The 26,506-nt window shown below is 40.5% G+C and carries 30 protein-coding genes and 2 pseudogenes; 9 read left to right on the top strand and 23 right to left on the bottom strand.

The annotated features are described in order from the left end of the window. The coding region (locus C1E58_RS02820; protein WP_219723382.1) for an rRNA adenine N-6-methyltransferase family protein at positions 1-101 on the bottom strand (101 nt) is incomplete at its 3' end. 159 nt (positions 102-260) lie between these two features. Here C1E58_RS02820 and C1E58_RS02815 point away from each other — a divergent pair. Next, positions 261-608 carry a helix-turn-helix domain-containing protein gene (locus C1E58_RS02815; RefSeq protein WP_029170891.1) on the top strand — a complete coding sequence of 116 codons (348 nt, stop codon included), beginning with the start codon at positions 261-263 and terminating at the stop codon, positions 606-608. Between the two features lie 169 nt (positions 609-777). On the opposite strand, the gene C1E58_RS02810 is transcribed toward C1E58_RS02815, so the two are convergent. Then, entirely contained in the window at positions 778-1,188 is a 411-nt protein-coding gene (locus C1E58_RS02810) for a hypothetical protein (protein WP_105106613.1), read from the bottom strand. 633 nt (positions 1,189-1,821) lie between these two features. On the opposite strand from C1E58_RS02810, the gene C1E58_RS02800 reads away from it, so the two are divergent. The 5 genes from C1E58_RS02800 to C1E58_RS02780 all read left to right on the top strand — a co-directional run bounded on the left by C1E58_RS02800 (position 1,822) and on the right by C1E58_RS02780 (position 6,683). Then, positions 1,822-2,787, top strand: coding sequence for a site-specific integrase (locus C1E58_RS02800; protein WP_029170893.1), 966 nt, complete (start codon positions 1,822-1,824; stop codon positions 2,785-2,787). Between the two features lie 68 nt (positions 2,788-2,855). Next, a complete protein-coding gene (locus tag C1E58_RS02795; protein ID WP_105106611.1) occupies positions 2,856-3,455 on the top strand; it encodes a hypothetical protein in 600 nt (199 codons plus the stop codon). A gap of 120 nt (positions 3,456-3,575) precedes the next feature. Next, a complete protein-coding gene (locus C1E58_RS02790) occupies positions 3,576-4,943 on the top strand; it encodes a hypothetical protein (RefSeq protein ID WP_105209253.1) in 1,368 nt (455 codons plus the stop codon). Between the two features lie 194 nt (positions 4,944-5,137). Continuing rightward, positions 5,138-5,401 (top strand): helix-turn-helix domain-containing protein, encoded by a 264-nt coding sequence (locus C1E58_RS02785; RefSeq protein ID WP_105209252.1) that lies wholly within the window; start codon positions 5,138-5,140, stop codon positions 5,399-5,401. Positions 5,402-5,465: 64 nt separating this feature from the next. Further along, positions 5,466-6,683: a site-specific integrase gene (locus C1E58_RS02780; RefSeq protein WP_105111303.1), complete on the top strand. Its 1,218-nt coding sequence runs from the start codon at positions 5,466-5,468 to the stop codon at positions 6,681-6,683. 106 nt (positions 6,684-6,789) lie between these two features. Here C1E58_RS02780 and rpsI read toward each other — a convergent pair whose 3' ends face one another. From rpsI to rlmB, 6 genes are all read right to left on the bottom strand, one after another. Next, positions 6,790-7,182: a 30S ribosomal protein S9 gene (rpsI, locus tag C1E58_RS02775; RefSeq protein ID WP_002942223.1), complete on the bottom strand. Its 393-nt coding sequence runs from the start codon at positions 7,180-7,182 to the stop codon at positions 6,790-6,792. A gap of 19 nt (positions 7,183-7,201) precedes the next feature. After that, positions 7,202-7,648 carry a 50S ribosomal protein L13 gene (gene rplM, locus C1E58_RS02770; protein WP_024381069.1) on the bottom strand — a complete coding sequence of 149 codons (447 nt, stop codon included), beginning with the start codon at positions 7,646-7,648 and terminating at the stop codon, positions 7,202-7,204. A 225-nt stretch (positions 7,649-7,873) separates the two neighbouring features. Further along, positions 7,874-8,767, bottom strand: coding sequence for a PEP phosphonomutase (locus C1E58_RS02765; RefSeq protein WP_105209251.1), 894 nt, complete (start codon positions 8,765-8,767; stop codon positions 7,874-7,876). Positions 8,768-8,828: 61 nt separating this feature from the next. Continuing rightward, complete coding sequence (locus tag C1E58_RS02760) at positions 8,829-9,689, bottom strand: DegV family protein (protein WP_105209250.1); 861 nt, start codon at positions 9,687-9,689, stop codon at positions 8,829-8,831. After that, a complete protein-coding gene (locus C1E58_RS02755; protein ID WP_105209249.1) occupies positions 9,686-10,207 on the bottom strand; it encodes an NYN domain-containing protein in 522 nt (173 codons plus the stop codon). The genes C1E58_RS02760 and C1E58_RS02755 overlap by 4 nt, the downstream gene beginning before the upstream one ends. Further along, positions 10,208-10,936, bottom strand: coding sequence for a 23S rRNA (guanosine(2251)-2'-O)-methyltransferase RlmB (gene rlmB / locus C1E58_RS02750; protein WP_012027787.1), 729 nt, complete (start codon positions 10,934-10,936; stop codon positions 10,208-10,210). It abuts the gene before it with no gap. Between the two features lie 135 nt (positions 10,937-11,071). Here rlmB and C1E58_RS02745 point away from each other — a divergent pair, with 135 nt between their 5' ends. Next, entirely contained in the window at positions 11,072-11,461 is a 390-nt protein-coding gene (locus C1E58_RS02745) for a DUF1761 domain-containing protein (RefSeq protein ID WP_105209248.1), read from the top strand. 73 nt (positions 11,462-11,534) lie between these two features. Continuing rightward, positions 11,535-12,503: an aromatic acid exporter family protein gene (locus C1E58_RS02740; protein WP_105209247.1), complete on the top strand. Its 969-nt coding sequence runs from the start codon at positions 11,535-11,537 to the stop codon at positions 12,501-12,503. Positions 12,504-12,854: 351 nt separating this feature from the next. On the opposite strand, the gene C1E58_RS02730 is transcribed toward C1E58_RS02740, so the two are convergent. The 13 genes and pseudogenes from C1E58_RS02730 to C1E58_RS02665 all read right to left on the bottom strand — a co-directional run. Then, complete coding sequence (locus C1E58_RS02730) at positions 12,855-13,985, bottom strand: ABC transporter ATP-binding protein (RefSeq protein ID WP_105209246.1); 1,131 nt, start codon at positions 13,983-13,985, stop codon at positions 12,855-12,857. 109 nt (positions 13,986-14,094) lie between these two features. Then, positions 14,095-14,952, bottom strand: a complete 858-nt coding sequence (locus C1E58_RS02725; protein ID WP_105209245.1) for a helix-turn-helix domain-containing protein — start codon at positions 14,950-14,952, stop codon at positions 14,095-14,097. A 33-nt stretch (positions 14,953-14,985) separates the two neighbouring features. Continuing rightward, on the bottom strand, positions 14,986-15,387 hold the full coding sequence (locus C1E58_RS02720; protein WP_105209244.1) for a Mini-ribonuclease 3: 402 nt from the start codon (positions 15,385-15,387) through the stop codon (positions 14,986-14,988). Beyond that, a complete protein-coding gene (cysS, locus tag C1E58_RS02715) occupies positions 15,380-16,723 on the bottom strand; it encodes a cysteine--tRNA ligase (protein ID WP_105209243.1) in 1,344 nt (447 codons plus the stop codon). Before cysS ends, C1E58_RS02720 begins: the two co-directional genes overlap by 8 nt. A gap of 10 nt (positions 16,724-16,733) precedes the next feature. Next, positions 16,734-16,919, bottom strand: coding sequence for a hypothetical protein (locus tag C1E58_RS02710; RefSeq protein ID WP_105209242.1), 186 nt, complete (start codon positions 16,917-16,919; stop codon positions 16,734-16,736). Further along, positions 16,913-17,686 carry a nucleoside phosphorylase gene (locus tag C1E58_RS02705; protein WP_105209241.1) on the bottom strand — a complete coding sequence of 258 codons (774 nt, stop codon included), beginning with the start codon at positions 17,684-17,686 and terminating at the stop codon, positions 16,913-16,915. Before C1E58_RS02705 ends, C1E58_RS02710 begins: the two co-directional genes overlap by 7 nt. Positions 17,687-17,701: 15 nt before the next feature. After that, entirely contained in the window at positions 17,702-18,319 is a 618-nt protein-coding gene (cysE, locus tag C1E58_RS02700) for a serine O-acetyltransferase (protein WP_105209240.1), read from the bottom strand. Positions 18,320-18,371: 52 nt separating this feature from the next. Continuing rightward, on the bottom strand, positions 18,372-20,591 hold the full coding sequence (gene pnp, locus C1E58_RS02695; protein ID WP_105209239.1) for a polyribonucleotide nucleotidyltransferase: 2,220 nt from the start codon (positions 20,589-20,591) through the stop codon (positions 18,372-18,374). Between the two features lie 573 nt (positions 20,592-21,164). Further along, positions 21,165-21,434, bottom strand: a complete 270-nt coding sequence (gene rpsO / locus C1E58_RS02685; RefSeq protein WP_002938849.1) for a 30S ribosomal protein S15 — start codon at positions 21,432-21,434, stop codon at positions 21,165-21,167. Between the two features lie 206 nt (positions 21,435-21,640). Beyond that, the gene (locus tag C1E58_RS02680; protein ID WP_105209238.1) at positions 21,641-22,918 is read right to left on the bottom strand and encodes a uracil-xanthine permease family protein; all 1,278 of its coding nucleotides are present in this window, start codon (positions 22,916-22,918) and stop codon (positions 21,641-21,643) included. A 364-nt stretch (positions 22,919-23,282) separates the two neighbouring features. Continuing rightward, positions 23,283-24,008, bottom strand: coding sequence for a hypothetical protein (locus C1E58_RS02675; RefSeq protein ID WP_105117321.1), 726 nt, complete (start codon positions 24,006-24,008; stop codon positions 23,283-23,285). 1 nt (position 24,009) lies between these two features. Beyond that, a complete protein-coding gene (locus C1E58_RS02670) occupies positions 24,010-24,630 on the bottom strand; it encodes an ATP-binding cassette domain-containing protein (RefSeq protein WP_105117320.1) in 621 nt (206 codons plus the stop codon). Positions 24,631-24,691: 61 nt separating this feature from the next. After that, a pseudogene (locus tag C1E58_RS02665) lies at positions 24,692-24,787 on the bottom strand (epipeptide YydF family RiPP); the annotation flags it as partial. Positions 24,788-24,969: 182 nt separating this feature from the next. Between C1E58_RS02665 and C1E58_RS02660 the strand changes: the two are divergent. Continuing rightward, the gene (locus C1E58_RS02660; RefSeq protein WP_105209237.1) at positions 24,970-25,821 is read left to right on the top strand and encodes a helix-turn-helix domain-containing protein; all 852 of its coding nucleotides are present in this window, start codon (positions 24,970-24,972) and stop codon (positions 25,819-25,821) included. Between the two features lie 12 nt (positions 25,822-25,833). Here C1E58_RS02660 and C1E58_RS02655 read toward each other — a convergent pair whose 3' ends face one another. Both C1E58_RS02655 and C1E58_RS12585 read right to left on the bottom strand, forming a co-directional pair. Beyond that, positions 25,834-26,154, bottom strand: coding sequence for a DUF5966 family protein (locus C1E58_RS02655; protein ID WP_105117318.1), 321 nt, complete (start codon positions 26,152-26,154; stop codon positions 25,834-25,836). A gap of 144 nt (positions 26,155-26,298) precedes the next feature. After that, positions 26,299-26,506 (bottom strand): annotated as a pseudogene (locus tag C1E58_RS12585) (transposase); the annotation flags it as partial.

Genomic DNA, 26,506 nt, shown 5'->3' with positions numbered 1-26,506 from the left:
TAAACGGTATCGGTTTCTTTTAAATTCAATTGTTTTATTATTTGGTTGAGTACTTTTTCACTCGTTAAAAAGTTTTGAGAATATTTTATATTTTTGTTCATGTAATCACTCCTTCTTAATTACAAATTTTTAGCATCTAATTTAACTTCAATAGATATATTATACCACAATAAGTCCTTAAAAGGATAGAATAACTAGCCTTTCGTAACCTTTCAACTGTCCTTTAAAACCTATATCCTTAAATAAAAGGAGGACAGATAATGGCTTTAGATCAATTTGTCGCAAAAAGAATTCAAACTTTACGGAAAGACTTTCATCTAACTCAGGAGCAATTGGCTGAGGCAGCTGGCTTAGATGTTTCTTCAATAGCAAAAATAGAGCGTGGCGAACGCTCTAATATTAAGGTGAATACATTAGAAAAAATTGTTGATGCTTTTGGAATATCAATGAGTACATTCTTCCAACAACATGTCCAAGATAAAAACGAAAACACCTCAAACGATCCATCATTTGAGAAGTTTCAAAAAACGCTCCTCCCAATTTCTCAAAAAAAGCGGAAGGAATATTTAACATTGTTTGAGGCAATAATAAATGTAGAGAACATGTAATCCTTTAATGCACATAATAAAATATGTTATATATTCATACAAAACAAAACGCATAGATCCAACTTTTTAGGATTTACGCGTTTTTCTATTTGTTTAGTTTTATTCATTCGTCTTTTGAGAATTATTTTTCTAATTGCTAGACATTTTTTCTAGTTCGTTTTTAAGCGTGCTAGTAATATATTACCGAATCAGGACCACTTGAATAATCATCGAATCTATGTTTTTGAATAGCTTCAAATAATGAATTATTCTTTACATCATTCATAAACATTTTCCATTTTCCAAGAATAGCCTGCTTTATCAAAATCTCAATTTGAATTTCAATACCTTCTTCAATTACTTCTGAAGTAACAGTAAATATTTCATTTTCTACAGTAACAATACATTGCTGATTATCAAATCGAATGGTCAATTTATCATTATTTCTTGAAAAAGAAATCGTCGCACAATCTTCATCTGAATAATAATAATCACTGACAACATCGATACAATGTCCATTTAATAGCAGAAATTTCTTACACTTCATTTCCACATCAACAATAATTGATACTATCTCTTCAATTAGAACTTCATCAGTCATAATACTCACTCCTTTCCTTTAATATTGTTATGTGTTTAGAAAATATTTTATTCCATATACACACCTCCAATCTGATTCGTTATTAGTATGCCACTTTTTTTCAAAACAAAAAAATCGTGTTGCGAATCAATGTAAGCGAGAAATGTTTTTCGTTTTTTTATTTTTTTGAAAAAGTGACATAATACAATTGAACATATTGAAGTAAATAGAGAAAGGAGTGATAACACTATATTCTTTTGAAAATACGCACTGGGCTCGGTGTAAATCATATTTTCAATTGATATGGATATCTCTTGTCAGCTGTCATTGACTGATAAGGGAATGAACAAGAATAGAATAAATGGTTATTCTGCGGAATGAAATGAAGTACAGAATAACCATTTATCACATAATATAGTACAGTAAAAGATGTTTAGTGAAAGTAAAAGTAGAAAGTTCGGTTTGAAAAATAACCAGTTCAATGACAAACGAAGATTTCAGAGATATTCGACGGTGCTACTGAAGAGTATTGAAAACGATAGTCCCATAGGACAGCCTCATCGGAAATTTTCAGAGCATACCCAGCTCGATCTAAAAAAGGGTGGGAGGCAGTTTACCAATAATAAGCATTTTAGGAAAGAAAGGAGAAAGAAAATGCCTAGAAAACGAAATTCTTTGAAACACGACATTTTCGTCGCAGCAACAAAAGATGTTACAAACAATACCTCACGAACATCATACAAACGTTCTGCAACACGTTTTGCGAAATGGGCAAAAGAAAATAACATTAAGAGTATTTCAGATATCACCGAAGAGGTTCTTCAACAATATCATGATGATCTTCAACAAGACCCAAAACAATATACCGCAGCAACAATTCATACATACCTTGCGCCAATTGCGAAGGCAGCAGGAATCAATTTAAACCGAATTCGAAAACAAAAACGCACAAGTGATAAAATAGTTAGAGGACGAAAACATGAAGCGAATCAACAAGGGAAAAGACAAGAATTGAACTCTCTCTTCTCTCGCCTAATCGAATTCCAGAAAGTCGTTGGAATTCGCCGTAATGAACTCAAAAACCTAACCGGTCAAGACCTGAAAATAGACGAGTATGGTAACTGCTATATTTTCGTCAAACGTGGCAAAGGTGGTAAGAAACAAATGCAGTATATATTGCCAAAAGACATCAAGCTAGTGAAACAGACTTTTTCTGGAATAGGAGAAAATGAGCCTATTTTCACAGAAGAAGAGATGAACAATCAGATTAATTTACATGCATTACGCGCTCAACATTCAAGAGATAGCTATTTCTACTATCTTGATAAAATTAATTCTAATCCAAACATTAAACATTCATTGAAATCTCTTCTAATTCAAAGATGGGAAAATGGCCATCAGAAATTGAAAAAGGAATCACAAAGCAAATACGAAAGACAGCGTAGAAATTTTATTTATGATCTACGTGATGAGTTGTATATTCTACGCGGCACAAACAAATCCAAAGCATTAGCGTCAGGAATGCCAATTGCTTATAATCGACTTGCACTAATGGCTGTTTCGGTTTTAAATCTGTCGCATTGGCGTCTTTCTGTTACGGTTACTAATTATATTTTGTAACGAATTTTTTGATTTTAAGATTCAGGCATAATGATTGTGTAGAAAATTGATCAAATGGAGGACATATAATGAGGAATCAAAATAATCTACAAAAAATAAATCGAAACACAATTTTAGCAAGAGGAAAAATCGTTGAAGTAAATGACCAAGATATCGTGCCATATCTTGGTCTCTTTATCAGAAACGGCGCCGGTCGTAAGCACACATATTTGAAATGTTATTTTAATCGTGAAAAATTTCAATTGAAGAAGGGAATGACGGTATCGATATCAGGTCATATCGAAAACATTAATACAAAGAATAGCTACGAAATTATTATAGATTCCATCCAAGAAGAGCAGACTGAACTGGCGGTATTCTTCAATAAAAAGCCTAACTTCGGTTTTGCATATCCAAGCCATTTCGCAAAGATGTTTGTTTTTGGAAAAGTTATTGATAAACATTTAAAACCAAATTCGAATTGGATCGAAATGATTATCAAGGATAACTGTGAAAATAGAGTCAAAGTACAATACAGCACAAAAATGCGTGTCAATGAAACAAATTTTGAAATAGGGGATTATGTGTATTTATCAGCCTTACCTATATCCATTCAAAAGACAATTCATGAGGAAATGTTTATCTTTGAGAATTATATACTTGAAGATATAGTGGTAGAACAAAAATAGAAAGTATAGAGATAAATTTCTTTTTGGAATTTATCTCTATTTTTTGTCATTTTTTGTATTTTTTTCTCTGACGAAGTTCTGAATGTGGCATAATTCTTTCGAAAAAAGAAAGAGGAAAAAATGGTCTCAAAAATTACAAGAGGTATGTCCGAAGAGGAAAAACAAAAAATCTACGATGAGAATGCAAAGGAAATGGAAAGTTGTTTTTCTGTAACAAATGCCTACTGGGGCATCGACAAGGTCGTTCTTAATGTAAAAGGACAGATTCACATTAATAACCAGAAATTCGAGCTAGCTAATTATGAAAATAACAATTTTACTATCGAGAAGCAATATGACAGTTCAGGTACTGTCTCCGAATTATTTGTCAAATCATCTACTTTTGGTTCATTCTTTATGGGAAAAAATCCATTTGACAGCAGTTATTTTTATCGTATTGAATTGATCCACTGTGGTTTAAACATATCCACAGATTCAATCGAAGGTATCTATCAAAGATTAAATAGAGCATTGTCATTGTTGGAACTTGAAATAGGAATTTCATGTACAATATATCATTGCGAATTCCACGAAATTGAACTTGCATTTACAATGGCAATACATTCAGCTTTCCATTTGCAAACAAGAGCATTACTTCTACGTTGTCTGACACATAAGAAAGTGAATTTTGCTTCCTCTTCAAAAAGTATCAAAGACAAAGATTATGATCGTTTGACGACCAATGCCTATAAAAACAATCAGCAAGTTCTTTACAATAAAACTAAGAAAGCCAAAAAGCTTGGACAACTTGATAAAGCAAAAACAGAAGATTTTGAAGTGTATCGTTTCGAGACCGTTTTGCAAAAAGATAAGATTAAATCCTTTCTTCGTACCTGTGTTCTAGCAGAAATTGATGATCTGAAAATCATTCAATACTTAGAAGAATTAGTTTCTAGTGGAGTCTTCAATTTCATAAAAGAAATCGAACAATCAGTAATAAATACTGACAGAGAATTATCCAAAATTTTCAAAGCAAAACCACGTGCGACATTCGAAGAATTGTTGAAAAAACAGATTAACGTGTCACATTCAACAAACACTCCGCTAGTTTTAGATGAAGAAACACTTAGTCTAATAAATGCTAAATTTGTTTCGAAAGAAAATAGATCGCGTTATAGAAAAAATTTGATTACTAAAAGTCAGAAAGAATTAAATATTAATTCTGAATCATTTTATTTATCAGAAATGGTAACATGGAATGTATTGATCATTCTACGATTGATGTTTGATGCTCTTGATTTCGCAAAGGCACATGGTTTAGGGTGTCATAAAATTTACAACACGAATGAATTACATATTGTACAGATTCCAACTTTTCCAAAAGAATTCAGAAACAAAATATATTCATTGAACAATAAATTACGTAGAAAACATCATTATAAAATTGATTTATATAAATTAATTTTAAATCGATTGTTGAATTTAAAAGAATTATTTAACGGTTTTTAATATGATTTTACAACTTTATAAAATCTCAAAAACGTTGATATTACAGCATTTCGTAAAAAAATTGTCTTCCGAAACAGAAGACAAAACAGACGATTAATCTATACATTTCTAAAAATCATCCGTTTTGAGTCCGCAATGTGGCATAATGACTAATGGTAAATTCAATTATAAATATCAATAGGAAGAGGTTATAAATGCAAGTTATCTTACCAGACGATCAAATCAAGCAAATTCAGACATTAATTTCAAGTTTAATTACATCAGAAATTGAAAAGCAAATTCATCATCGAAATATAGACAATTCATACTTAAATAAAAAACAAGCATGTGACTACCTTGGAATTTCAAATAACACGTTGGATGAATGGATTCGCAAAGGGCTTCCATCTATTAAGATCGGAAAAACAGTTCGTTTCAACAAACAAGCCATCGACTCATGGCTACTTTCGCAAAACTAGAAATATCTAACTTTTTATTTTATAATTGTCTTGATATTTTCTGGTTCGAAAAGAGGAGAATATCATGACTATCACTAAGACAAAAAACGGAACATATCGCTTAAAAGTGTATATTCCAACGGAAGCACGGATGCCACTTGGTATCGTCAATAATAACTATTTTGATAAGCGTTTCAAAAGTAAAAAGGAGGCACGACAAGCAGAGATAGACCTTTTAACAAAAATCAATCAGATTGAGAACAATGAGTTTACAGGGCTAGGCAAGATAGACATTCTATTCAAAGATTTTTACGAAAATGTCTGGTGGGAGTATTATAAAGCAGGACAGACCACTTCAACTACAAAGCCCCCAAGCAGGTCAACTATAGCCAATACAAAAACTTGTTTCAAAAAACATATTTTACCTATGCTAGGTAATTACACTATTCAATTTCTCAATCAGAACAAGCAAGTTATTCTAAACTTGATGACTGCTAAAGCTAATGAATACGCCAATTTCAAGACCTTGAGAAGCTATGTAATTTCCATATTTGATTGGGCAGAGGAATTAGAATATATAGAATCAAATAAAGTTGCTAAAACCTTGCGTCGTATCAAAGCAACCAAGAAAATCCAATTAGCGGAAGCAAAGAGAGATGAAGACCTCTACCTTACACAGGAACAACTACAAGAGTGGTTCTCGGCTTTCCAAGATGACTTGACTAATGAAAAAATTTCGCTTAAAGACTATGTTCTATTTTATCTTACCTTCTTCTTGGGAGACCGAAAATCTGAATCTTATGCTTTGCAGTGGAAACACATTAATTTTGAAAAATCCCAAATTCAATTACTCCAAGCACTAGATAGGTATGGAGATGTGAAATCAACCAAAGGGAACAAGAAAACAACCTTTGCTATTTCATCTGACTTACTTCAACTTCTCCAGAATTGGAAAAAACAACAAAGGCAAGAACTTGCAAAGTTTGGAATCATTACAAATCCTGAACAGTTCGTCTTCACTTATATAGATACCAAAGGAAACATCAATAAACCTCTGCACGCAGATTATCTAAATAACAAAATGCGAACAGTTAAAAAGCGTCACCCACATCTGACACACGCTACACCTCATAAACTCCGACACACAGGGGCAACACTTGCCAAACAGGCGGGAATGAGTTTAGAAGCTATTTCAGAAGCTCTGACCCACAGTGACACCTTGACAACTCAGATTTATGTCAACACCTCAAATATCATTCCAATGGCTGTTGGAGAATTTGCTTTAAACTCTCTGAAGCAATAAGGTAAAAATAAGGTAAATTTTGAGGTGAACTTTTCAAAAAATCACGAAAAAAGCACCCATGAGGTAAACTCTTGAGTGCTTTGAAACGTTGATATATCGCTGATAATTAACGTTTTGAGAACTGTGAAGCTTTGCGGGCTTTCTTAAGACCTGGTTTCTTACGTTCAACCATACGAGCGTCACGTGTAAGAAGGCCTGCGCGTTTCAATGAATCGCGGAAGTCTGGGTCTACTTGAAGCAATGCACGTGCGATACCGTGACGGATCGCACCTGATTGACCACCGTAACCACCACCGTTCACGTTAACGAAAACGTCGTATGAACCTTGTGTTGAAGTTACTGCGAATGGTTGGTTGATCACCAAACGAAGGTCAGCGTGTGGGATGTACTCTTCTACATCTTTTTTGTTTACTGTAATTTTACCAGTACCTGGGACCAAACGTACGCGTGCAACCGCGTTTTTACGACGACCAGTACCTGTGTATTGTGCTTGTGCCATTTAGATTACGTCCTTTCCCTTAGATAAGACCTGAAATATCAAGTACTTCTGGTTGTTGTGCTGCGTGAGTGTGCTCGCCACCTACAAACACTTTCAACTTCATGCCTTGTGCACGACCAAGTGTGTTGTGTGGAAGCATACCTTTAACTGATTTCTCAATCAAACGAACAGCGTTTTTAGAACGCAATTCACCAGCTGTGATTGATTTCAAACCACCTGGGTGCAATGAGTGAGTGTAGTACACTTTATCAGTTGCTTTTTTACCAGTCAATTTCACTTTTTCAGCATTGATAACGATAACGAAGTCACCAGTATCAGTGTGAGGTGTGAAAGTTGGTTTGTTTTTACCGCGAAGAACGCTAGCAACTACTGCTGAAAGGCGTCCAAGAGGTACATCAGTAGCGTCTACTACATACCATTTACGTTCAACTTGGCCTGGTTTAGCCATAAATGTTGTTTTGTTCATGATTTCTCCTATACGAATCGTTTTTGTTTACTGGGCGGATGTTCCGGTCCGCGGGTATTTGGAAGGTTCCGGGGCCTTTCAAATGGGGTAAACAATACCGTCTACCATTCTATCAAAACTACTGTTCTCCGTCAAGTTATTTTACTTTACTTTTTTTATTTTTTCTTCACCCTAAAGCAAGGATAGAAAAAACGAGCTTTAATAGCAGAAAAATGACGCCAAATCCTATCTCCTCACCGATTGCCCCATTTTAAAATAAGTGTGCCGCTTGCCTCTGACCGCCAGGGACAGAGCCAAGATATTTTCAGGGTCAGGCATACGACCGTAGCCCCCGTCTCCGATGTGGTGGATATCCGAACCCACCCGCTTGTTGCTGAGCCCAAACTCCCGCACCGTCTGGCTGTCCGCACTCTCCTGACTGGTCCCGATAGTCGAAATAACCAAAGCCCCACGCGCCTTGACCTGACTGACAATCGGTGCTACGATTTCCTCCCGCACACCCGGCACCGTTCCGACCGCAGGAATGAGGACACCGTCAGCCCCCAGCTCCACAAAATCCAGCAGGGCTTGGCTATCCACGACCGACTCTCCCAGACCTGCACCGTGCATTTTTCCCGCAAAGATTAGGCCTTCAAAGTGTTCCTTGGCAAGGCCAATAGCAGAGCGAATTGCAGCCATGGATACACCCGTAGCCGGATTGCCTGTCAGCATGATAAAATCTACGCCAAGGGCTTGGGCCTGTCCCAGACTTTCTGGACTGACCTGACGACCTGGTTTTAAAAAGACCTGCTGGTCTTGAACTTCCTGACTAGTATCCACAGGCTCCAAGTTTATCCCAACCAATCGACCTGTCAACCGCTTGATTTCAGCGATAGGATTGTCGCAGTCGTAAAAACCAACAATCTCCGGATGAAACACATCTAATTCGTTGAGCACCAAAAGATCGCAACCAAAAGCAGCCATCATCTCCGCATTGGTCACCCCTGCAATCAAGGGAGCTGCTGTTACCACCGTTTCTCCCATGATAATCCGACCTTCACTGGATAGAATGGACTGCTTGAGCTCCTCCTTGGTCGCTCCCAGCAAGTCACTAGCATAACAAGACAACAAGCGTTTCATAAGAACCTCCAAATTGATATTAGTTTGTAATCGCTTTCTGTTTCTGTAAAAAGAAAAGAGATTATCTCTCTTCTTTATTGATAGATAGGATAGCTAGCACCCCTGTTCCTGTATGGGTGGCAATGATTGGACCCAACTCTGTCAAGAGAACATCGGTCACACGGCTATCTTCCAACAAGGTCGCTTTGATGGCTTCAGCAGCTTCCAAATCACCTGTATAGGCAACCATGACCGTGGAATGATCCAAACCATCCAAGGTCAGGTTTAGCATTTCCTTAATCCCTTTTTTACGACCACGGATTTTGGCAATGGCTTCTAACTTCCCTTCCGCATTGAGGGCAAGAAGAGGTTTGATATTGACCAAACCGCCAATCAGAGCAGCTGCCTTGGACAAGCGACCGCCACGCACCAGGTGGTTGAGGTCATCAACCAAGAGATAGGTCCGCAAGCGTGGCACCAAATCTTCTACGATTGCCTTGGTTTCTGCCAGAGTCTTACCTGCAGCACGTGCTTGAGCTGCCTGCATAACCAGATAGCCTTCACCGATAGCAGCAGCCTTAGTATCTACAATTTCAATGACAGCATCAGGATAAGCATCCAAAACCATGTCACGTGCAATGGTTCCGCTCTGATAGGTTCCTGAAAGAGCAGATGAAAAGGCGAGATAAAGCACTTCCTGACCTTCCTTGGCTGCGGCTTCAAAGACTTCCTCAAACTGACCAACATTAACCTGACTGGTTGTCGGAAGACCTCCAGTCGCCATCTTCTCCAACAGTTCCGCTGAGGTCAAGCGGTTTTCCCCAACGGTTTCATAGGTCACACCATCCAAGTTAATGGTCAAACCAAGCACCGTTACGTTATTTTCCTGAAGCCAGCTAACCGGCAAATCCGATGTTGAATCGGTTACGATTGTAAATGTCACTCTTTCATTTCCTCCATCATTTCTTTTAAAACTTGAAAATTCCCATCTGACCAGGGATTGAGGCGCGGGGTGTAAAGCTCTACCTGATCCACAATCTTGTCCAAGTCCTTCTTGATAACCCTGGTTCTCTCCTCTAACTCACGCGCCGAAACCCGTAAGGCCCCTTGTGAAAAGACCACCCATTGTTCGTTGAGGTCGCTGGTTGCAACGGAAACCTGCTTGCGACGGTCACTATTGAGCTGGGCGCTGAGTCGTTCGATATAACTATCTGCTGTCTCTTCTTCCTCTGTAAAAATGACCGATACCTTGAATTCGTCATATTGCTGGCGAAGACCTGGTACATGGTGGGCATCAAAGACACAGATCACCTCAATCTGTTCAAAGGCTGCGTAGTGAGACAGGGTTCGAAGTAAGGTTGTTCTAGCTGCATCCAAGTCTCCCTTTTTAAAATCCTGCTTGGTCGATTGCCAAAAGGCAATCATATTGTAGCCATCTACGATGAGAACTTTCTCTTTCATTTAGATTTTCTTCCGAAATACTTCGTACATCAGCACAGCTGCTGCTACGCTGGCGTTGAGAGATTGGACATGGCCCTTCATAGGGATGGTAATCATCTCATCCACCTGCTTTTTGATATTGCTGGAGATGCCCTTGCCTTCGTTGCCAATAATAAGGGCTAGTTTGCCAGCTGTATTCCACTTGTGGCTTGGAGTTCCGTTCATATCCGTGCCAAATACCCAGAAACCAGCCTCCTTGAGCTTATCGAGAGTTTGGCTAAGATTGGTCACTCGGGCAATTGGGACATGGGCCACCGCACCTGTTGAGGTCTTTGCCACAACGGGCGTCACGCCAACTGCTCGGTGCTTAGGAATGATAATTCCTGCCACCTGAGTCGCGTCTGCGGTCCGTAAAATTGAGCCAAAGTTGTGGGGGTCTGTCAGACCGTCCAAGATGAGAATGAGCGGATTGTCTTCCTGCTCTGCCTTTTCCAAAATCACCGACAGGTCTGCATAGGCAAACTCAGAGACCCGCAGGACAAAACCTTGGTGAACGGCACCTTCTGTCATGTCAGACAGGGTTTTCTTCGGCGTCCAAGAAATAGACACCTTTTTCTCTGCCGCTAGAGCCTTGATTTTTTCTACATTTTTTCCGCGTAAATCATCCTGGATGTAGAGTTTGTTGCCGGTGTTAGCCTCCAAACTCTCTACCACAGCATGCACGCCATATACGATATCATTTTGTTCCATAAGAGTATTATAGCATAGGTTACTTGAAAATTGGCACCCACTGTCACTTAACTTAAAAACTTGACCTCCTTACCAAACCATGGTATTCTGTTATCTATCATTTATCAGTACAAACGGACACAAAAAGGAGAATGTATGACACTTATTTTGGGAATTGTGGCAGGGCTGATTGCCTTTGCGATTGGTGGTTTGTGGTATGGTTTGATTTTCCGTGATGCTTGGATTGAAGCCTCTGGCATTGACATGGCCAAGGTAGAAGCTGACCGTCAGGCTGGGAAAAATGGCCAGAAGGAAATGATGATTTCCTTGGCGATTGAAGTGCTGACTGCTGTTGTGGCTACTTTCTTCATCAAGACCCTTAATGTTTCACCACTCCACGCAGCTGGTGGCATGGGTGTGATTGCGGTCCTTGCTTCATTGAAGAACTACGTCTTTGAGCAACGCCCTGTCAACCTCATCCTCATCAACGAAAGCTACAAACTGGTCTGCTATTTGGTAGTCGGAATCATTGCCTTGTTTGTATAAATCAACAGTCAGGGGAGTGACTGTTGATTCTTTATGGTACAATAAAAGGAAGACTAAGACCAAAGGAGCCCCCATGTCTCTCTCCCTCCGAACGATAAAACTGATATTTGCTACCGTGCTAGCTATCTACCTAGCGACCGCCCTGGGCTTGTCCTATGCGACGGCGGCTGGCATCATCGCCATTCTCAGCATCCTGGACACCCGCAAGTCCAGCTTCAAAATGGCCCGCAACCGCCTCTTTTCCACCCTCCTGGCCCTAACCATAGCCGTCCTGATCTTCGCCCTCTTTGGCTTTGGCATCTGGACCCTGGGCATCTACCTGGCCCTCTACGTCCCTCTGGCCTACCGTTTCAACTGGGAGGCAGGCATCGCTCCCTCGACCGTCCTCGTCACCCACCTCTTGCTGGAGCAGGATATTTCGTTGATTTTTTGGGGAAATGAGCTGGCGCTTTTTCTGATTGGGGCAGGACTGGCACTCTTGTTTAACCTCTATATGCCCTCGCAAGAAAAGCAAATCCAGGCCTATCACGACCAAGTCGAAGACCTACTCAAGCAGATTCTCCTCCGCTTTGAAGCCTTTCTGCTCAACGGCGACGGACGAAACGAGGCAGAATTGATTACGCAGCTGGATAAGACCTTGGACGAGGCCCTCAAAGTCGTCTATCTAGACCGCCACAACCAGCTCTTCCAGCAAACCAACTACCAGGTCCATTACTTTGAAATGCGGGCCGCACAAAACAAAATCCTGCGGACCATGGCAGGAAATATTAACAAGTGTTTACTGGAAGGCAGAGAAAATGTCATCCTGTCCAGCCTCTTCGAGCGAGCAGCCCAGCAACTGAGCCGAGAAAACTCCGCCAAGGAACTGCTCCTGGACATCGAGCTCTTCCATGCCACCTTCCGCGAGCGCCCTCTGCCGCAAACCCGAGAAGAATTTGAAACCCGTGCTACCCTCTTTCAGCTCCTACACGACATGGAAGCCTTTATTCGCCTCAAGGTTAATTTTTATGAAGTTTATAAAGATGAAGAACCGTCAGTTTAAACCGACGGTTCTTCTATTTTTCCATGAAATTCATCTGATACTTGGTTGTGCAAATGCACGAAAGATAGGCCCATCATGACCGCATTCCCTGCAACTGCAATCATAAATTCTTCCTTGGAAGATACCTTTCCTAGCCAAATGGAGAGGATTAAAATGAGATTATAAAGCAAAATATAAAGAGACGTTATACGAATTTTTCTCAGTAGCGACTTCATAGGAACCTCCTGTAAGTGTTTTCTATATTTATTATATAGAATTCAAGAAGCAATTGCAAGTATTTATGTGTTCTTAGCCAAAAACCGCCAGATTTTCATCCGACGGTCAGGTGTTTTATGAACGATTTTAGAAAGGTTAGACAATCGCCTTACTTGTTTCATCATCAAAGAAATGAGCTTTGTTGAGGTTGAAGGTCAAACGAACTGTATCTCCTGGGTTGTGGTAGTCGCGTGCATCAACACGAGATACGAATTCAGTGTTTCCAACCTTAGAGTAAAGCATGGTCTCTGCACCGAGAAGCTCAGATACCACCACTTCTGCTTCTACGATGGAAGATGGATAAGTGTCCAATTCCAACTGAGAAGCCTTGATGTCTTCTGGACGGATACCCAGGGTAAATGATTTGCCATTGTAGCCTTTTTCTTCCAAGTGTTTGCGACGTCCTTCTGGAAGATCCACCTTGAAACCATCTCCAACCAGAACACCGTCTTGAAGGTTAACTGTAAAGAAGTTCATAGCTGGGCTACCGATGAAGCTAGCAACAAACTTGTTAACAGGGCGGTTGTAGAGCTCTTCTGGGCTACCGATTTGCTCGATACGACCGATTGTACCTGTGCCTGCTGGGTTTTTAGTTGCAGACATGATAACGATACGGTCTGCCAAGGTCATGGCTTCTGTTTGGTCGTGGGTTACGTAGATGGTTGTCGCACCGATACGGCGGTGGATTTTGGCGATCTCTGTACGCATGGACACACGAAGTTTTGCATCCAAGTTTGACAAAGGTTCATCCATCAAGAATACTTTTGCATCACGAACGATGGCACGACCCATGGCAACACGTTGGCGTTGTCCACCGGAAAGGTCAGCTGGTTTACGTTCCAAGAATTCTGTCAAACCAAGGATTTGAGCAGCTTCTTCTACACGTTTTTTGATTTCGTCCTTGCTGTATTTACGCAATTTCAAACCAAAGGCCATGTTGTCAAATACAGTCATGTGTGGGTAGAGGGCATAGTTCTGGAATACCATGGCAATGTCACGGTCTTTTGGAGCCACATCATTCATGAGAACGCCGTCGATGTATGCTTCCCCTTCTGTGATATCTTCCAAACCAGCAATCATACGAAGAGTTGTTGATTTACCACATCCTGAAGGACCTACGAATACGATAAACTCCTTGTCCTTGATGTCCAAGTTAAAGTCTTCAACAGAGTAGTGCTCGCTGTTTGGGTATTTTTTGTAAATGTTTTTTAAATTCAATTGAACCATGTTCAATCCTCGCTTTCTTTGATAGTTTTATTATAAATGAAAACGCTTTATTTTTCTCTGTCAATGTGAACAAAAATAAAAAAATCTTTTGTACATCTTGCACAAAAGATTAAAAATCCTGTTCCATGATGACCTGATAGCAAACAGCTAAATCCGTCAACTCTTTTAATTGCAAGCCCGTCCAATCATACCATTTATCCAAACGGTACTGAAGGGTATTCCGATGAATATAGAGGGACTGGGCCGCCTTTGTTAATACAGCCCCCTCTTTCCAAAGCGCCTGAATTTCCTTTTCCATTTGCTGGTGGGCAATCATATCTCCCAGACCTCTTCTGATAATAGGATAAATCTGACCAGCCCATAGATGAAGCTGACTAAAAGTTAGTAGACCAGACTGATGATGGCTTAATCTCCAGTGCTGAAAGAGAGATTGTTCTGCCTGAATGAGCATGGGCCAGGATTGCAGCAGTCTTGCTGGCCAGATCTGACCTAGAAACAAGGTCATTCGCAACCCAAAATCAAACTCCATGGTCGCAAGGGTATCACCTAGGATTTCTCTAACATCAAATAGAGAGGAGCTGTCTAAGATAAAGCTGTAGTCCTGACCATTGGTCGTGTAGTAGGTCTGAAGATTAGGCAGAAGCTTGGTCATCATATCCAGCCAAGCTTGCTTCCCCTCTTCATCTGATACCGTCCAAATATGAGCGTGGATAACTTGAAGTTTACTTAGAGCCTGTGGAAGGGGGCCCATCCCCTGAAGATAACGAGCCCAAGGATGACCTGCCTCCTGGGGTAGTTCACCCAAGAATAACTGCAACAGGCCCCGTTCTCGCTCTGTGATATCCTCTTGAGCTATCACGAGCCAGGTCCCATCAGCTAGAGGCAAATGAATGCCTACTCCATCTACTTTTTCAGCTACCATTTTTGCTTTTGGAAATAATTTCTGTAATTGATCCTTACTGGTCATCTGGCCTCACTTTCATTCTGTCATGACGGTTTCTTAATGGTTAGCTTCGATAAACCCAACACACCAAGCCACCAACTCCTCCAAGCGTTCGATCTGCTCGGTCATGTGCAGGTATCCCAAGACCGCCTCAAAGCCTGTGGACATCCGGTAGGTCACCACATCCGCATTCTTGGCCTTAGTGTGGCTATTGGTATTGCGGCCCCGCTTGTAGATTTCTTCCTCTTTTTCGGTCAATAGCTGAGCTTCTAAGAGAGCAGAGATCAGGCTTGCCTGAGCCTTGGCCGAGACGTATTTGTTAGCCTCTCCGTGCAATTTGTTAGGCTTGGTCAGCCCCTTAAAAATCAAGTGCCGTCTGATATACATGGAGTAGACAGCATCCCCTTCAAAAGCCAGGGCAATTCCATTGATGAGATTGACATCTACTGCCTTAGTCACGTGTCCACCTCACACCATCCTTGGTATCCAAAAGTTTGATGCCCTGAGCCGCTAATTCATCACGAATCCGGTCAGCCGTCGCAAAGTCCCGATTGGCACGCGCTACTTGACGTTCTGCTATCAAGGCTTCGATCTCGCTGTCCAAAACTTCTTCTTCAAAGACAATACCAAAGACGGCGAGCATATTGCCAAAGGCTTCTTTTACAGTTTCATCATAGTTGCCTGAGTTGATCCATTTGGCAAAGTCAAAGATAGCCGTAATGCCATTTGCCGCATTAAAGTCATCATCCATGGCTGCTTCAAAGGCCACCAGATGTAATTCAAGAGCTGACTTATCCACAGAGTTTTGCACAGGTTGTGTATAAGTATTTTTCAGATATTTGAGATTGATTTCCGCATCTGAAACGGCCTTCTCAGTGTAGTTGAGTGGACGGCGGTAGTGCTGGGTCGATAGGAAGAATCGCAAGACCTGACCGTCAATTTGTTCCAACATATCATGGGCTGTCAGGAAATTGCCCAAGGACTTAGACATCTTCTCATCATTGATATTGAGCATGGCATTGTGCATCCAGTAGTTGGCAAAAGTCTGACCAGTCTTGCACTCAGACTGGGCGATTTCATTGGTATGGTGTGGGAACTCCAAGTCCGCACCACCACCGTGAATATCAATGGTAGCTCCCAAAATCTCTGTCGCCATGACTGAGCACTCTATATGCCAACCTGGACGACCCGCTCCCCAAGGACTTTCCCAAGACACTTCGCCTGGCTTGGCAGTTTTCCACAGGGCAAAGTCGAAAGGATGTTCTTTGAGTTGACCTTCTCCCTCAACCCGACCAGAAGCCCCAGCTTCTAAGTCAGATAGGGTTTTGTTGGCCAAACGAGCATAATTCTCCGCCTTTTCCACACGGAAATAGACATCGCCAGCTGCCTCGTAGGCATAGCCCTTGTCAATCAAGACCTGCACAAAATCAATGATTTCATCCATATAGTCAATAACGCGAGGATTTTTGGTGGCTGGCTTAACACCCAGTTTGGCCACATCTTCCTTGAAGGCTGCGATAAACTTATCAGACAGTTCCTTGGTTGTCATACCAGCTTCATTAGCAGCCTTGATAATCTTGTCATCCACATCCGTAAAGTTTGAAATGTAGGTCACATCATAGCCACGGTATTCAAAATAGCGGCGGATGGTATCAAAAGCCACGACACTACGGGCATTACCGATATGGATATAGTTGTAAACCGTCGGACCGCAAACATACATCTTGACCTTACCCTCTTCCAAGGGCACAAAGTCACGCAGACTGCGAGTCATGGTATCGTAAATTTTAATCATAGCTTCTCCATTACTTCTGAGTATTCTTTAGGACTTGATACTTTTGATACAATTTTACTAGCCAATAAGCTGTCGCTGCCAACCAAATCATCCCTAGCTGCCAATTTCCTTGGGAAAACTTAAGGATACATAGAATTGTTCCACCGATGGAGGTCAACACATAAGGCCAGTTTTGTCTTACTAATTTTTTTAACATGATGTACTTTCTAATGTTCTTGCAATCGCCATGGCTACTTCAAAAAAGGTCATACTGTCAGCAGTCCGCTCTTCCCGACGGGCATCCCACTCATTCTTATGGTGATCCACATAGTCTGCCGTGTAGAAAAACTGATAGACCTTGGCCTGACGAAAGTTTGCCCAGGCCATGATAGCAGAAGCTTCCATATCGACCACCATGGCACCAGCGGCTAGGCGACGCTTGACCTTGGCAGCTGTTTCCCGATAAAAAGCATCTGTCGTCCAGGCCTTGGCCCGCACATGCTCGATTCCTGCTTGATCCAAGGCCTTTTCCATGGTCAATAATAGTTCCGAATGATAGCTAATCTCATCACTGGCTGGTGCATAATGATAACTAGTTCCCTCATCGCGTAAGGCTGAGCTTGGTAGAATAATCTTATCTACAGCAATAGACCGATCCAGTACTCCACAAGTACCAAATACAATAAAATTTTGAAACCCTTTGGCTTTCAATTCTTCTAGGTTCCCAACAATCATAGAAGCTCCAATTGGGGCTAACATGACACCAACTCTCACTCCACTTTCTTCATAAATATACCATGGCAATCGGCCATTTAGATTGTGAAGAGCTCCACCCTCATATACATTTTCTAACTCGGCAACTCTCTCAATAATTTCTCCATTAAATGACAGAATTAAAGTATTACAGGTTTCACCACCACCCCGAATAGCGGCATCTGTCGGTTCAATGACTGCAGAGGTGTTTTCAAATTCTTCTAGTAGCATAAGCAGTCCTCTTTCCTACAAATGCGACGAATGGTGGCTGGCTTCTCGTAATTCCGCAAGCTTAGTCGTGTAGTGTTCACGGCCATCTTCCATGTCATGAATGACCTTCTCATCTTTTTGACCGTGTACACGGACAATTTTAGCTGGCATGCCGACAACTGTCACATCTGCTGGAACATCGGCTAGGACAACGGCAGCTGCACCCACTTTAGCATTTTCCCCAATCTCAATGGGGCCAATCACTTGAGCATGGGCAGAAACCAAGGCCCCTTTTCGCACGGTCGGGTGGCGTTTGCCACAATCCTTGCCCGTCCCACCAAGCGTTACGCCGTGGTAAAGCATGACACCTGATTCGATAATGGCGGTTTCTCCGATAACCAAACCAGATCCGTGGTCAATGAAGACTCCCGAAGCAATCTCGGCGCCTGGATGGATTTCAATATTGGTCCAAAAGCGCCAAAATTGGCTGTGCATCCGAGCCAAGAGTTTAAAGCCTTTTTTCCACATCCAATGGGACAGACGGTGGGCAGCCAAGGCCTTGACACCTGGGTAGGTTAAAAGAACTTCCAAGGTCGTCCGTGCTGCCGGATCTTTTTCTTTTACAATCTCAATGGTGTCCTTCCACCAACCCATAGTCACTCCTTCTAGCGAAAGACAAGCCCGCTACCGAACTTGTCTACTCAGCTTATTTCTTTTCAACCTTGTGGAATTTGAATTCACCAAAGTTGTTATCTTTTTTCTCTTTGTTGTCTTTATGACGGCGTGGTCTGTCAGAACGCTCACGTTTTTCTGGCTCCACATAACCTTCTGGTTTTGGAAGAAGAGCCTTCATAGAAGCGTCAATACGTCCTTTATCATCAATCTTGATGACCTTAACATCGACGATGTCGCCGATTTCAACTAGGTCTTCTGGTTTATTAACACGAGTCCAAGCCATTTCAGAAACGTGGACCAGGGCATCTGTCTTGTCAAAGAGGTTGACAAAGGCACCGAATTTCTCCAAACGAACCACTTTTGCTTGGAAGACTTCGTCCACTTTTGCTTCACGAACAAGACCAGCAATGATTTCTTTAGTACGCTCAATAGCAGCACGATCTGGTGAGAAGATAGCCACAAGACCGTCTTCATCAATATCGATTTTCACGCCAGTTTCTGCAATAATCTTATCAATCGTTTCGCCACCCTTACCGATGACAATCTTGATCTTATCTACATCAATCTTGATAGTGTCAATCTTCGGTGCAGTTGGTGCCAAGTCAGGACGAACTTCTGGGATCGTCGCTTCGATGACATCGAGGATTTCAAAACGTGCCTTCTTAGCCTGTGCCAAGGCTTCTTCCAAGATTTGTGGTGTGATACCGTCAATCTTGATGTCCATTTGAAGGGCTGTGATACCGTCACGGGTACCAGCCACCTTGAAGTCCATGTCGCCAAAGTGGTCCTCAAGACCTTGAATATCGGTCAAAACGGTGTAATTGGTACCGTCTGAGATCAGACCCATGGCAATCCCTGCAACTGGTGCCTTGATTGGTACACCACCTGCCATGAGAGCAAGGGTACCAGCTGTGATAGAAGCCTGCGATGAAGAACCGTTTGACTCCAAGACTTCTGCGACCAAGCGGATAGCGTAAGGGAAGTCTTCCAAGCTTGGCAAGACTTGCTCAAGAGCACGCTCGCCAAGAGCACCGTGACCAATCTCACGACGACCTGGGGCACCGTAACGACCAGTTGAGCCCACTGAATATTGTGGGAAGTTGTAATGGTGCAAGAAGCGTTTCTTGTACTCGTCGTCCAATCCGTCGATGATTTGGGTTTCACCCATTGGAGCCAAGGTCAAGACAGAAAGAGCTTGCGTTTGACCACGGGTAAAGAGACCTGAACCATGAACGTTTGGCAAGAAGTCCACTTCTGCATCCAGCGGACGAATCTCATCGACACGACGGCCGTCTGGGCGGACCTTGTCTTCTGTAATCAAACGACGAACTTCTGCGTGCTCCATGAGTTCCAAGATTTCATGGACATCACGCATGATACGGTCAAATTCTTCGTGCTCAGCGTATTTTTCTTCGTAAGCTGCGATGACAGTCTCGCGAACGGCATTGGTCGCATCTTCACGGGCCAATTTTTCTTCTACCTGCACCGCTTTTTTCAAATCGTCATTGTAAGCTGCGACAATCTCAGCCTGCAATTCTGGATCCACTTGAAGAAGTTCCACATCTGCTTTTTCCTTGCCGACTGCTGCCACGATTTGGTTTTGGAAGTCAAGGAGTTCTTGAATGGCCGCATGACCTTTCAAAAGAGCTTCCAACATGATGTCTTCTGACAATTCTTTGGCACCAGATTCTACCATGTTGATGGCGTCTTTGTTACCAGCCACTGTCAAGTCGAGCAGTGACTCTTCCATCTGAGCCTTGTCAGGGTTGATGATGAGTTCACCATTGACATAGCCGACCTGCACACCTGCGATTGGACCGTTGAAAGGAATGTCTGAGATTGCCAATGCCAATGAAGAACCAAACATGGCTGCCATTGGAGCAGAAGCATCTGGATCGTAAGAAAGCACTGTGTTGATGACTTGGACTTCGTTACGGAATCCTTCCGCAAACATAGGGCGGATCGGACGGTCAATCAAACGAGCTGTCAAGGTCGCATCAGTTGACGGACGGCCTTCACGCTTCATCCAGCCACCTGGGAATTTCCCAGCAGCGTACATTTTCTCTTCATAGTTGACTTGGAGGGGGAAGAAGTCTCCCGTCGCCATTTTTTTGGACATAACCGCCGCAGTCAAGACTGTGGAGTCCCCATAGCGAACGACAACCGCACCGTTAGCTTGTTTGGCAACTTGACCTGTTTCAACGAACAATTTTTTGCCAGCAAAAACCGTTTCAAATACTTGTTTTGACATGAATTGTCTCCTATTTTTTCTGAAATTTTTCTTGCGTGTTTTCTACAAAAGACAATCAAACAAGCTTGTTTCACTCTCTTTTGCACAAAACCACGCATACCTCATATTTTATCATATTTGAAGGAAAATGTGGGAAATTGAGAAAGTAATTTCTGCTAAAATAAGTTGAAAAACGAATGAGTAACTCAAAAAAGAGAAACAGAACTAAAAATCAATACCTTACACAACCTAAAAACGCGGAAAAATGAGAAAACGGGAAAACAAAAAAGAACCTGAAAAACAGGCTCTTTCTGAATTGTTGACACGAACTTTGTTCGCTTCATTTCCAAACTCCAACAGTCTATCCCCAGACTGTGTTGACACGAACTTCGTTCGCTTCTTTTCCAACCTCCAACAGTCTATCCCCAGACTGTGTTGACACGAACTTCGTTCGCTTCTTTTCCAACCTCCAACAGTCTATCCCCAGACTGTTGGAGCGAGCTAAAATCCTAGCGAAGAAGAAAAACTGCCAATGTCCGAAGACACGGCAGTTTCCTATTTTTCAGTCGTTTTTGACGGCTTTTATATCCTATCTTAACGACGGAGTCCGAGTGAGTGAATCAATTCACGGTAACGGTTTACGTCTGTGCGGCGTAGGTATGCCAACAAGTTACGACGGCGACCGATTTTTTTCATCAAACCACGGTAAGTTGCGTGGTCTTTTTTGTGTTGTTTGATGTGGTCGTTAAGGTGGTTGATTTCCCAAGTAAGTACTGCTACTTGAACTTCAACTGAACCTGTGTCGCCTTCATGACGAGCATATTGTGCCATGATTTCATTTTTTTTCTCTTTTGAGATTGCCATAATCGTTCTCCTTTATTTTTGAGCCAAATCCGAGTGACAGGTTGGCGACCTGCAACCAAGAAAAGGCTAGATTTGTCCTTTTGGACCTTAACCATTCTATCAAGGAATGGCTCTTTTGTCAACTGATTTGAGAAATAGCTGAGCTGCTCTGCTATTTTCAAAAAAAGCCAGCCGGAGCTGACTTTCTGCTATTCTTTCAAATTTACTTACTCAGCCTTTTCTGCCTTTGGCAAGATGAGGTTGAGGACGATGCCAACAATGGCTGAGAGGGCTGTACCTGAAAGGGTGATGGCACCGATGTTGAGTACTGCACCACCAAGGCCCAAGACCAACATGGAGCTTGCGATAATCAGGTTGCGGACTTGACCGAAATCAACACGGCTTTCAATCAAGACTTTCAAACCGTTTGAGGCGATAACGCCGTAGAGCAAGATGGACATACCACCAAGAACAGCACTTGGAATAGTAGAGATAAGGGCTGTAAATTTGCCTAGGAATGAGAAGGCAATGGCAATCAGGGCAGCGTTTCGGATAACGGATACCGATGCGATACGGGTCATACCGATAACCCCTGTATTTTCACCATAAGTCGTGTTGGCAGGTCCACCTATAAAGGCAGATACGGCAGTCGCCACACCGTCACCAATCAAGGTACGGCTGAGACCTGGATCTTTCAAGAACTGGCGACCACAGATTTGGCTGAGAACCGTGTGGTCTCCGATATGCTCTGCGATGGTCACCACTGCGATTGGCAAGATGGCAATCATTTCTGGACCGAAGTAGAAATTGTAGGATTTGAAGGCACCAGTTTCAAATGGTAGGTAGAAACCTGGTAATTCAAACCAAGCCGCTTCCAGAACAGGTGTAAAGTCAACCAGTCCGAGGAAGATAGCAATCACATAACCACCGATGATGGCAATCAAGAAAGGAACAATCTTGGCGAAGCCTTTCCCTTTGGTATTGACAAAAGCCGCAATCAAGAAGGTTGCAATCGCCGCAACGACATTTCTCCAGTCGCCGTCTGCGACAAAGCCTGCCGAAGTCACGGCAGAGTTGGCAAGACCCAGACCGATAACAATAATCATCGGACCGATGACAATCGGTGGCAAGAGACTGTCAATCCACTTAGTGCCGATAACTTTGACAAGTGCAGCAATCAAGACGTAAATCAAACCGACGAAGAGAATACCTGTCTGAGCAGCTGACACATCGCCACCCATTTCCTTGATAGCAAGGGCCATAGCCGAAATGTAGGCGAAGGATGAACCCAAGTAAACGGGTACTTTAAACTGGGTCGCCACTTGGTAAATCAAGGTCCCGACACCTGATGCAAAGAGGGCAACTGACACGGGCATGCCCAAAATCAAAGGTACTAAAATCGTCGCACCGAACATGGCGAACACGTGCTGGAAACTCAACAAAATCCCTTGAAGCGGGGCTGGTTTCTCATGGACATCAAACAAAAGATTGGCTTTTGTACTCATAAATCTCCCATTCTGGGTACACAAAAAGACCCAGACTTTCTAAATATACATAGTCATAGGCCCTTAATAATTTTTTCCTGTTGTCTTTCTCACCTCACGGGATGAGTTTAAAAACCTACGCTTTTGATATTGTAACACAAGCCCTTCATCTTAGCAAGGAATTTTCGAGATTTTTTCGGCATTGTTCGGGAAATAGCAGAGCGGGGAGCAAGTTCTATGCTGCCAGGCGATTTCTACTATTTATCCGATTCCTTCTCCACTTTTCGTAAGATAGCATCATCATAACAAGATGGACTTGGAAAAGTTATCACAATAAAGAAAAGGACTACCTAATTTAGGTAATCCTTAGTATAAATTTTTCTATTTATAATAGACCATTTCTGAGCCATCTTTTATTCGAAATTACTCCTACAAATAAACTTAGAACAATTAAAATTAGTATATAAGGTATTACAACAACAAAGTCATATAGTTTAATAAACTCTCCTTTAGAAAATACTTTTTCAACTAGAACATATAAATAATTAGATGCATCAAAAATTGCAACGAATTTAAAAAAACCTCCTACGGCAACAAGAATGATAGATAATATCCAATAAAATAGCGATACTCCTAACGAGATTAACAAATTTGAAAATATTAAACTAATTGTGCCAATAATCAAGATATATTGAAGAACAATTACTGAAAACATCAATAAAGAAAATATAAAATGGAAACTACTAAAATTAAGTAATAATGCTGTTAAAATATTAGAAATAAAAATTGAAAAAACAAATTCAAATAAGAGTACTGTCACTTTTGTAAAAAAGAATTTTAGTGAATTGTTACCCGAGAAGAAGTTGAATAAAATTGTTTTATCAGCATAGTCCTTATTAAAAAAATAGACAATTACAAAACCAAATAACAAAAAACCAAACTGGGTAAAAACTGTGTAAGTACTGAAATAAAAATCACCTATACTAAGTTTACTAACTTTATCAATCCCAACAGGTAAAATATAACCCAAAATATAAGATAAAATAACAGAAGAAAAAATATAAAGTAATGTCTTATTTCTAAACGACTTAATAAATTCCGTTTTTAACATATTAAATTTCTCCTATATACCACTTTATTGCTTCGTCTGCTGTTGAAATTCGGTATAATCTTTGATTATCAATAATAAAATAATTTCCATGCAATGTTCTAATGTCACTCAAATCATGAGAAATATTTATAATAATTTTTTCTGGATGTTTTTTACTATATTTTTTTAAAAAAATATGAATTTCATTAACAGTAGCTTTATCAAGTGCATTAGTAATTTCATCAAGAATAATAATTTCTTTATTCCTAGATAATAAAATATATAATTTTATTTTCTGATTTTGTCCATCACTTAATTTTTTTAATGGAATATTATTTGGCACATTTTCTAAACCTAGTAATCGATAAATCTCAGTTGACAAAGACCAGCTTACTGTTTTTATCACATCATTTAGCGTCAATTCCTTGGGTAAATTTGAATAACTCGAAATAACCAATGTTCTATTCGGAATATTCTTTGAAAAATATCCTCCCCTATTTAAAATAAAATCTTTGGCAAGTTGAGATTTCCCAGAACCATTTCGTCCAATTACATGATTTATTGTCCCTTCTTCGAAATATAATTCTGAGTCTTTCAATAAAACTTTTTTCCCGATTACCAGGTTATAATTTTTTACTATCATCACTCATCCTCCAAAATCTTACCTGCTTCAGAAAGCAACCTGTCCAAGAATTAACAATTAGTTAGTGTGCAGAACCTGCGATCCATCTATTTTTTGAACTTTTAACAAAATACCATAAATCGTTTACATTATCCAATTCATTTTTTTTAGTTAAAACCTATACTTTTCATAAGAACGTCCCTCTAATTTCATTACTTAGTTATAGGAATAATAGTAGTAACCACATAGCTTTTACCTCCACTTATTTATGCAACTATATTACCAGTGGTATAAATCATATTGATTTTTTGTTGCAAATCATATATACTAGTTGCAAATAAGTTACATAGGAGAGTTATAATGAATTTCGGCCAGACAGTTGAATTTATTAGGCATCAAAAAAATTTTTCAATAAAACAGATTTGTGGTGACTATTTATCCAGACAAACTTATTACCGTTTTGTAAAAAACGAAATTGATATCTCCTCAAAAAAACTTTTTTACATTCTAAACAATTTAAATGTTAATGTAGATGAATTTCTTTTTATTAGTAATAATTTTCAGTCACCTCAAGAATTCCTTGATATGGAGAACTTAAAACTTCACTTTGAAAATAAGAATACCCAAAAATTAAATACGCTTTTAGATGATTACTCTACAAAATCGACAATTAAAGAACAAGTTTTTCATGCACTTATTTCAGTACTAATTGGTCGATTGACAAATAAGCACTTTGAAGCAGAAGAACAATTTTTGAAAACTCACCTTATTAATATAGAGACATGGACTCACTATGAGACCGTTCTATTCAATAATTCCATGTTCATTTTTGACAACGACTTTATTGAACTCGTATTTTCTAAAGTCAATTATAATCTGAATAAATACTCGACACTTAGATATTATGGGAACGAGTCAATAAGAATGTTTATTAATATGATCATTCTCTATATTGATAGACAAGATTTGCGACGTGCAAAATCAACACTAGAAACTATAAAAAATTTAAAAATAAATGATGATTGTCTCTATGAAAAAAGTTGTATATTATTTTTTGATGAAGTTTTAAATTTTTTAGAAAAAAAATCTACTGACTTGAAAATTAGCAATTCAATAATTTCTTTCTTCAAAACTGTAGGAAGCACTTCGATTGCAAATATGTTTGAATTATATATAGAAAATTTAGTAAGGAATTTTCCTATAAATCCTTGATATATAAAAAATCTAGTTGGTTAACATTAACCAACTAGATTTTTCTTTTTTTCTCCTGTTTTCTATACTTAAAACACCCAAACCAATTATGACAATATTAAAACCAGTATAGAAGGTGGTAAAACTCCAAACTCCATTAGCTACCAAATCTTCTGTATAGAGGTATCTCTCGGTAAAGAAGAGGTAAATTCCATAGATTTCAATAAAGACTAATCCACTGACGAGCCCGATAAGAAACAAAGTACCTGAAACTTTCACAATCTGATAAGGGATAAGAAATATCAGTCCTATTGCTGCGATGATCAAAAGGCTTTGTAGAATTTGCTCCAACATCTTACACCTCTTTTTAGGATAACTGCTTATAACGAGGCTGGGCAAAAACTAGCCAGTAAATAAAAAACACAGATAGATTGAGCTGCTTCTGATGAAATCCAGCCGAACTGTCTGTGTTTTTCTTTCTGTTTCTATTATCTTGGACTAATTTCTTAGCCAATTTCGTGAGATTCATGCTCATTAGGAGAAATCCTATCTCAGTTTCAACCACTTTTTGACCTCTGACATGAACTCTGCGCACGCCAAAAACACCCTTCATCCTACCAAATACAGGTTCGACATCCACCTTGCGTTTGGCATAAATGCAGGCTCCCTCTTTACTTGTCAATTCCTCTTTGACTAAGTTCTTGAA

It is taken from the genome of Streptococcus suis, from assembly GCF_002964575.1.
Classification (GTDB): Bacteria; Bacillota; Bacilli; order Lactobacillales; family Streptococcaceae; genus Streptococcus; species Streptococcus suis_R.
The sequence above is the reverse complement of the archived record's forward strand: the minus strand, read 5'-3'. Positions and strand labels throughout refer to the sequence as shown.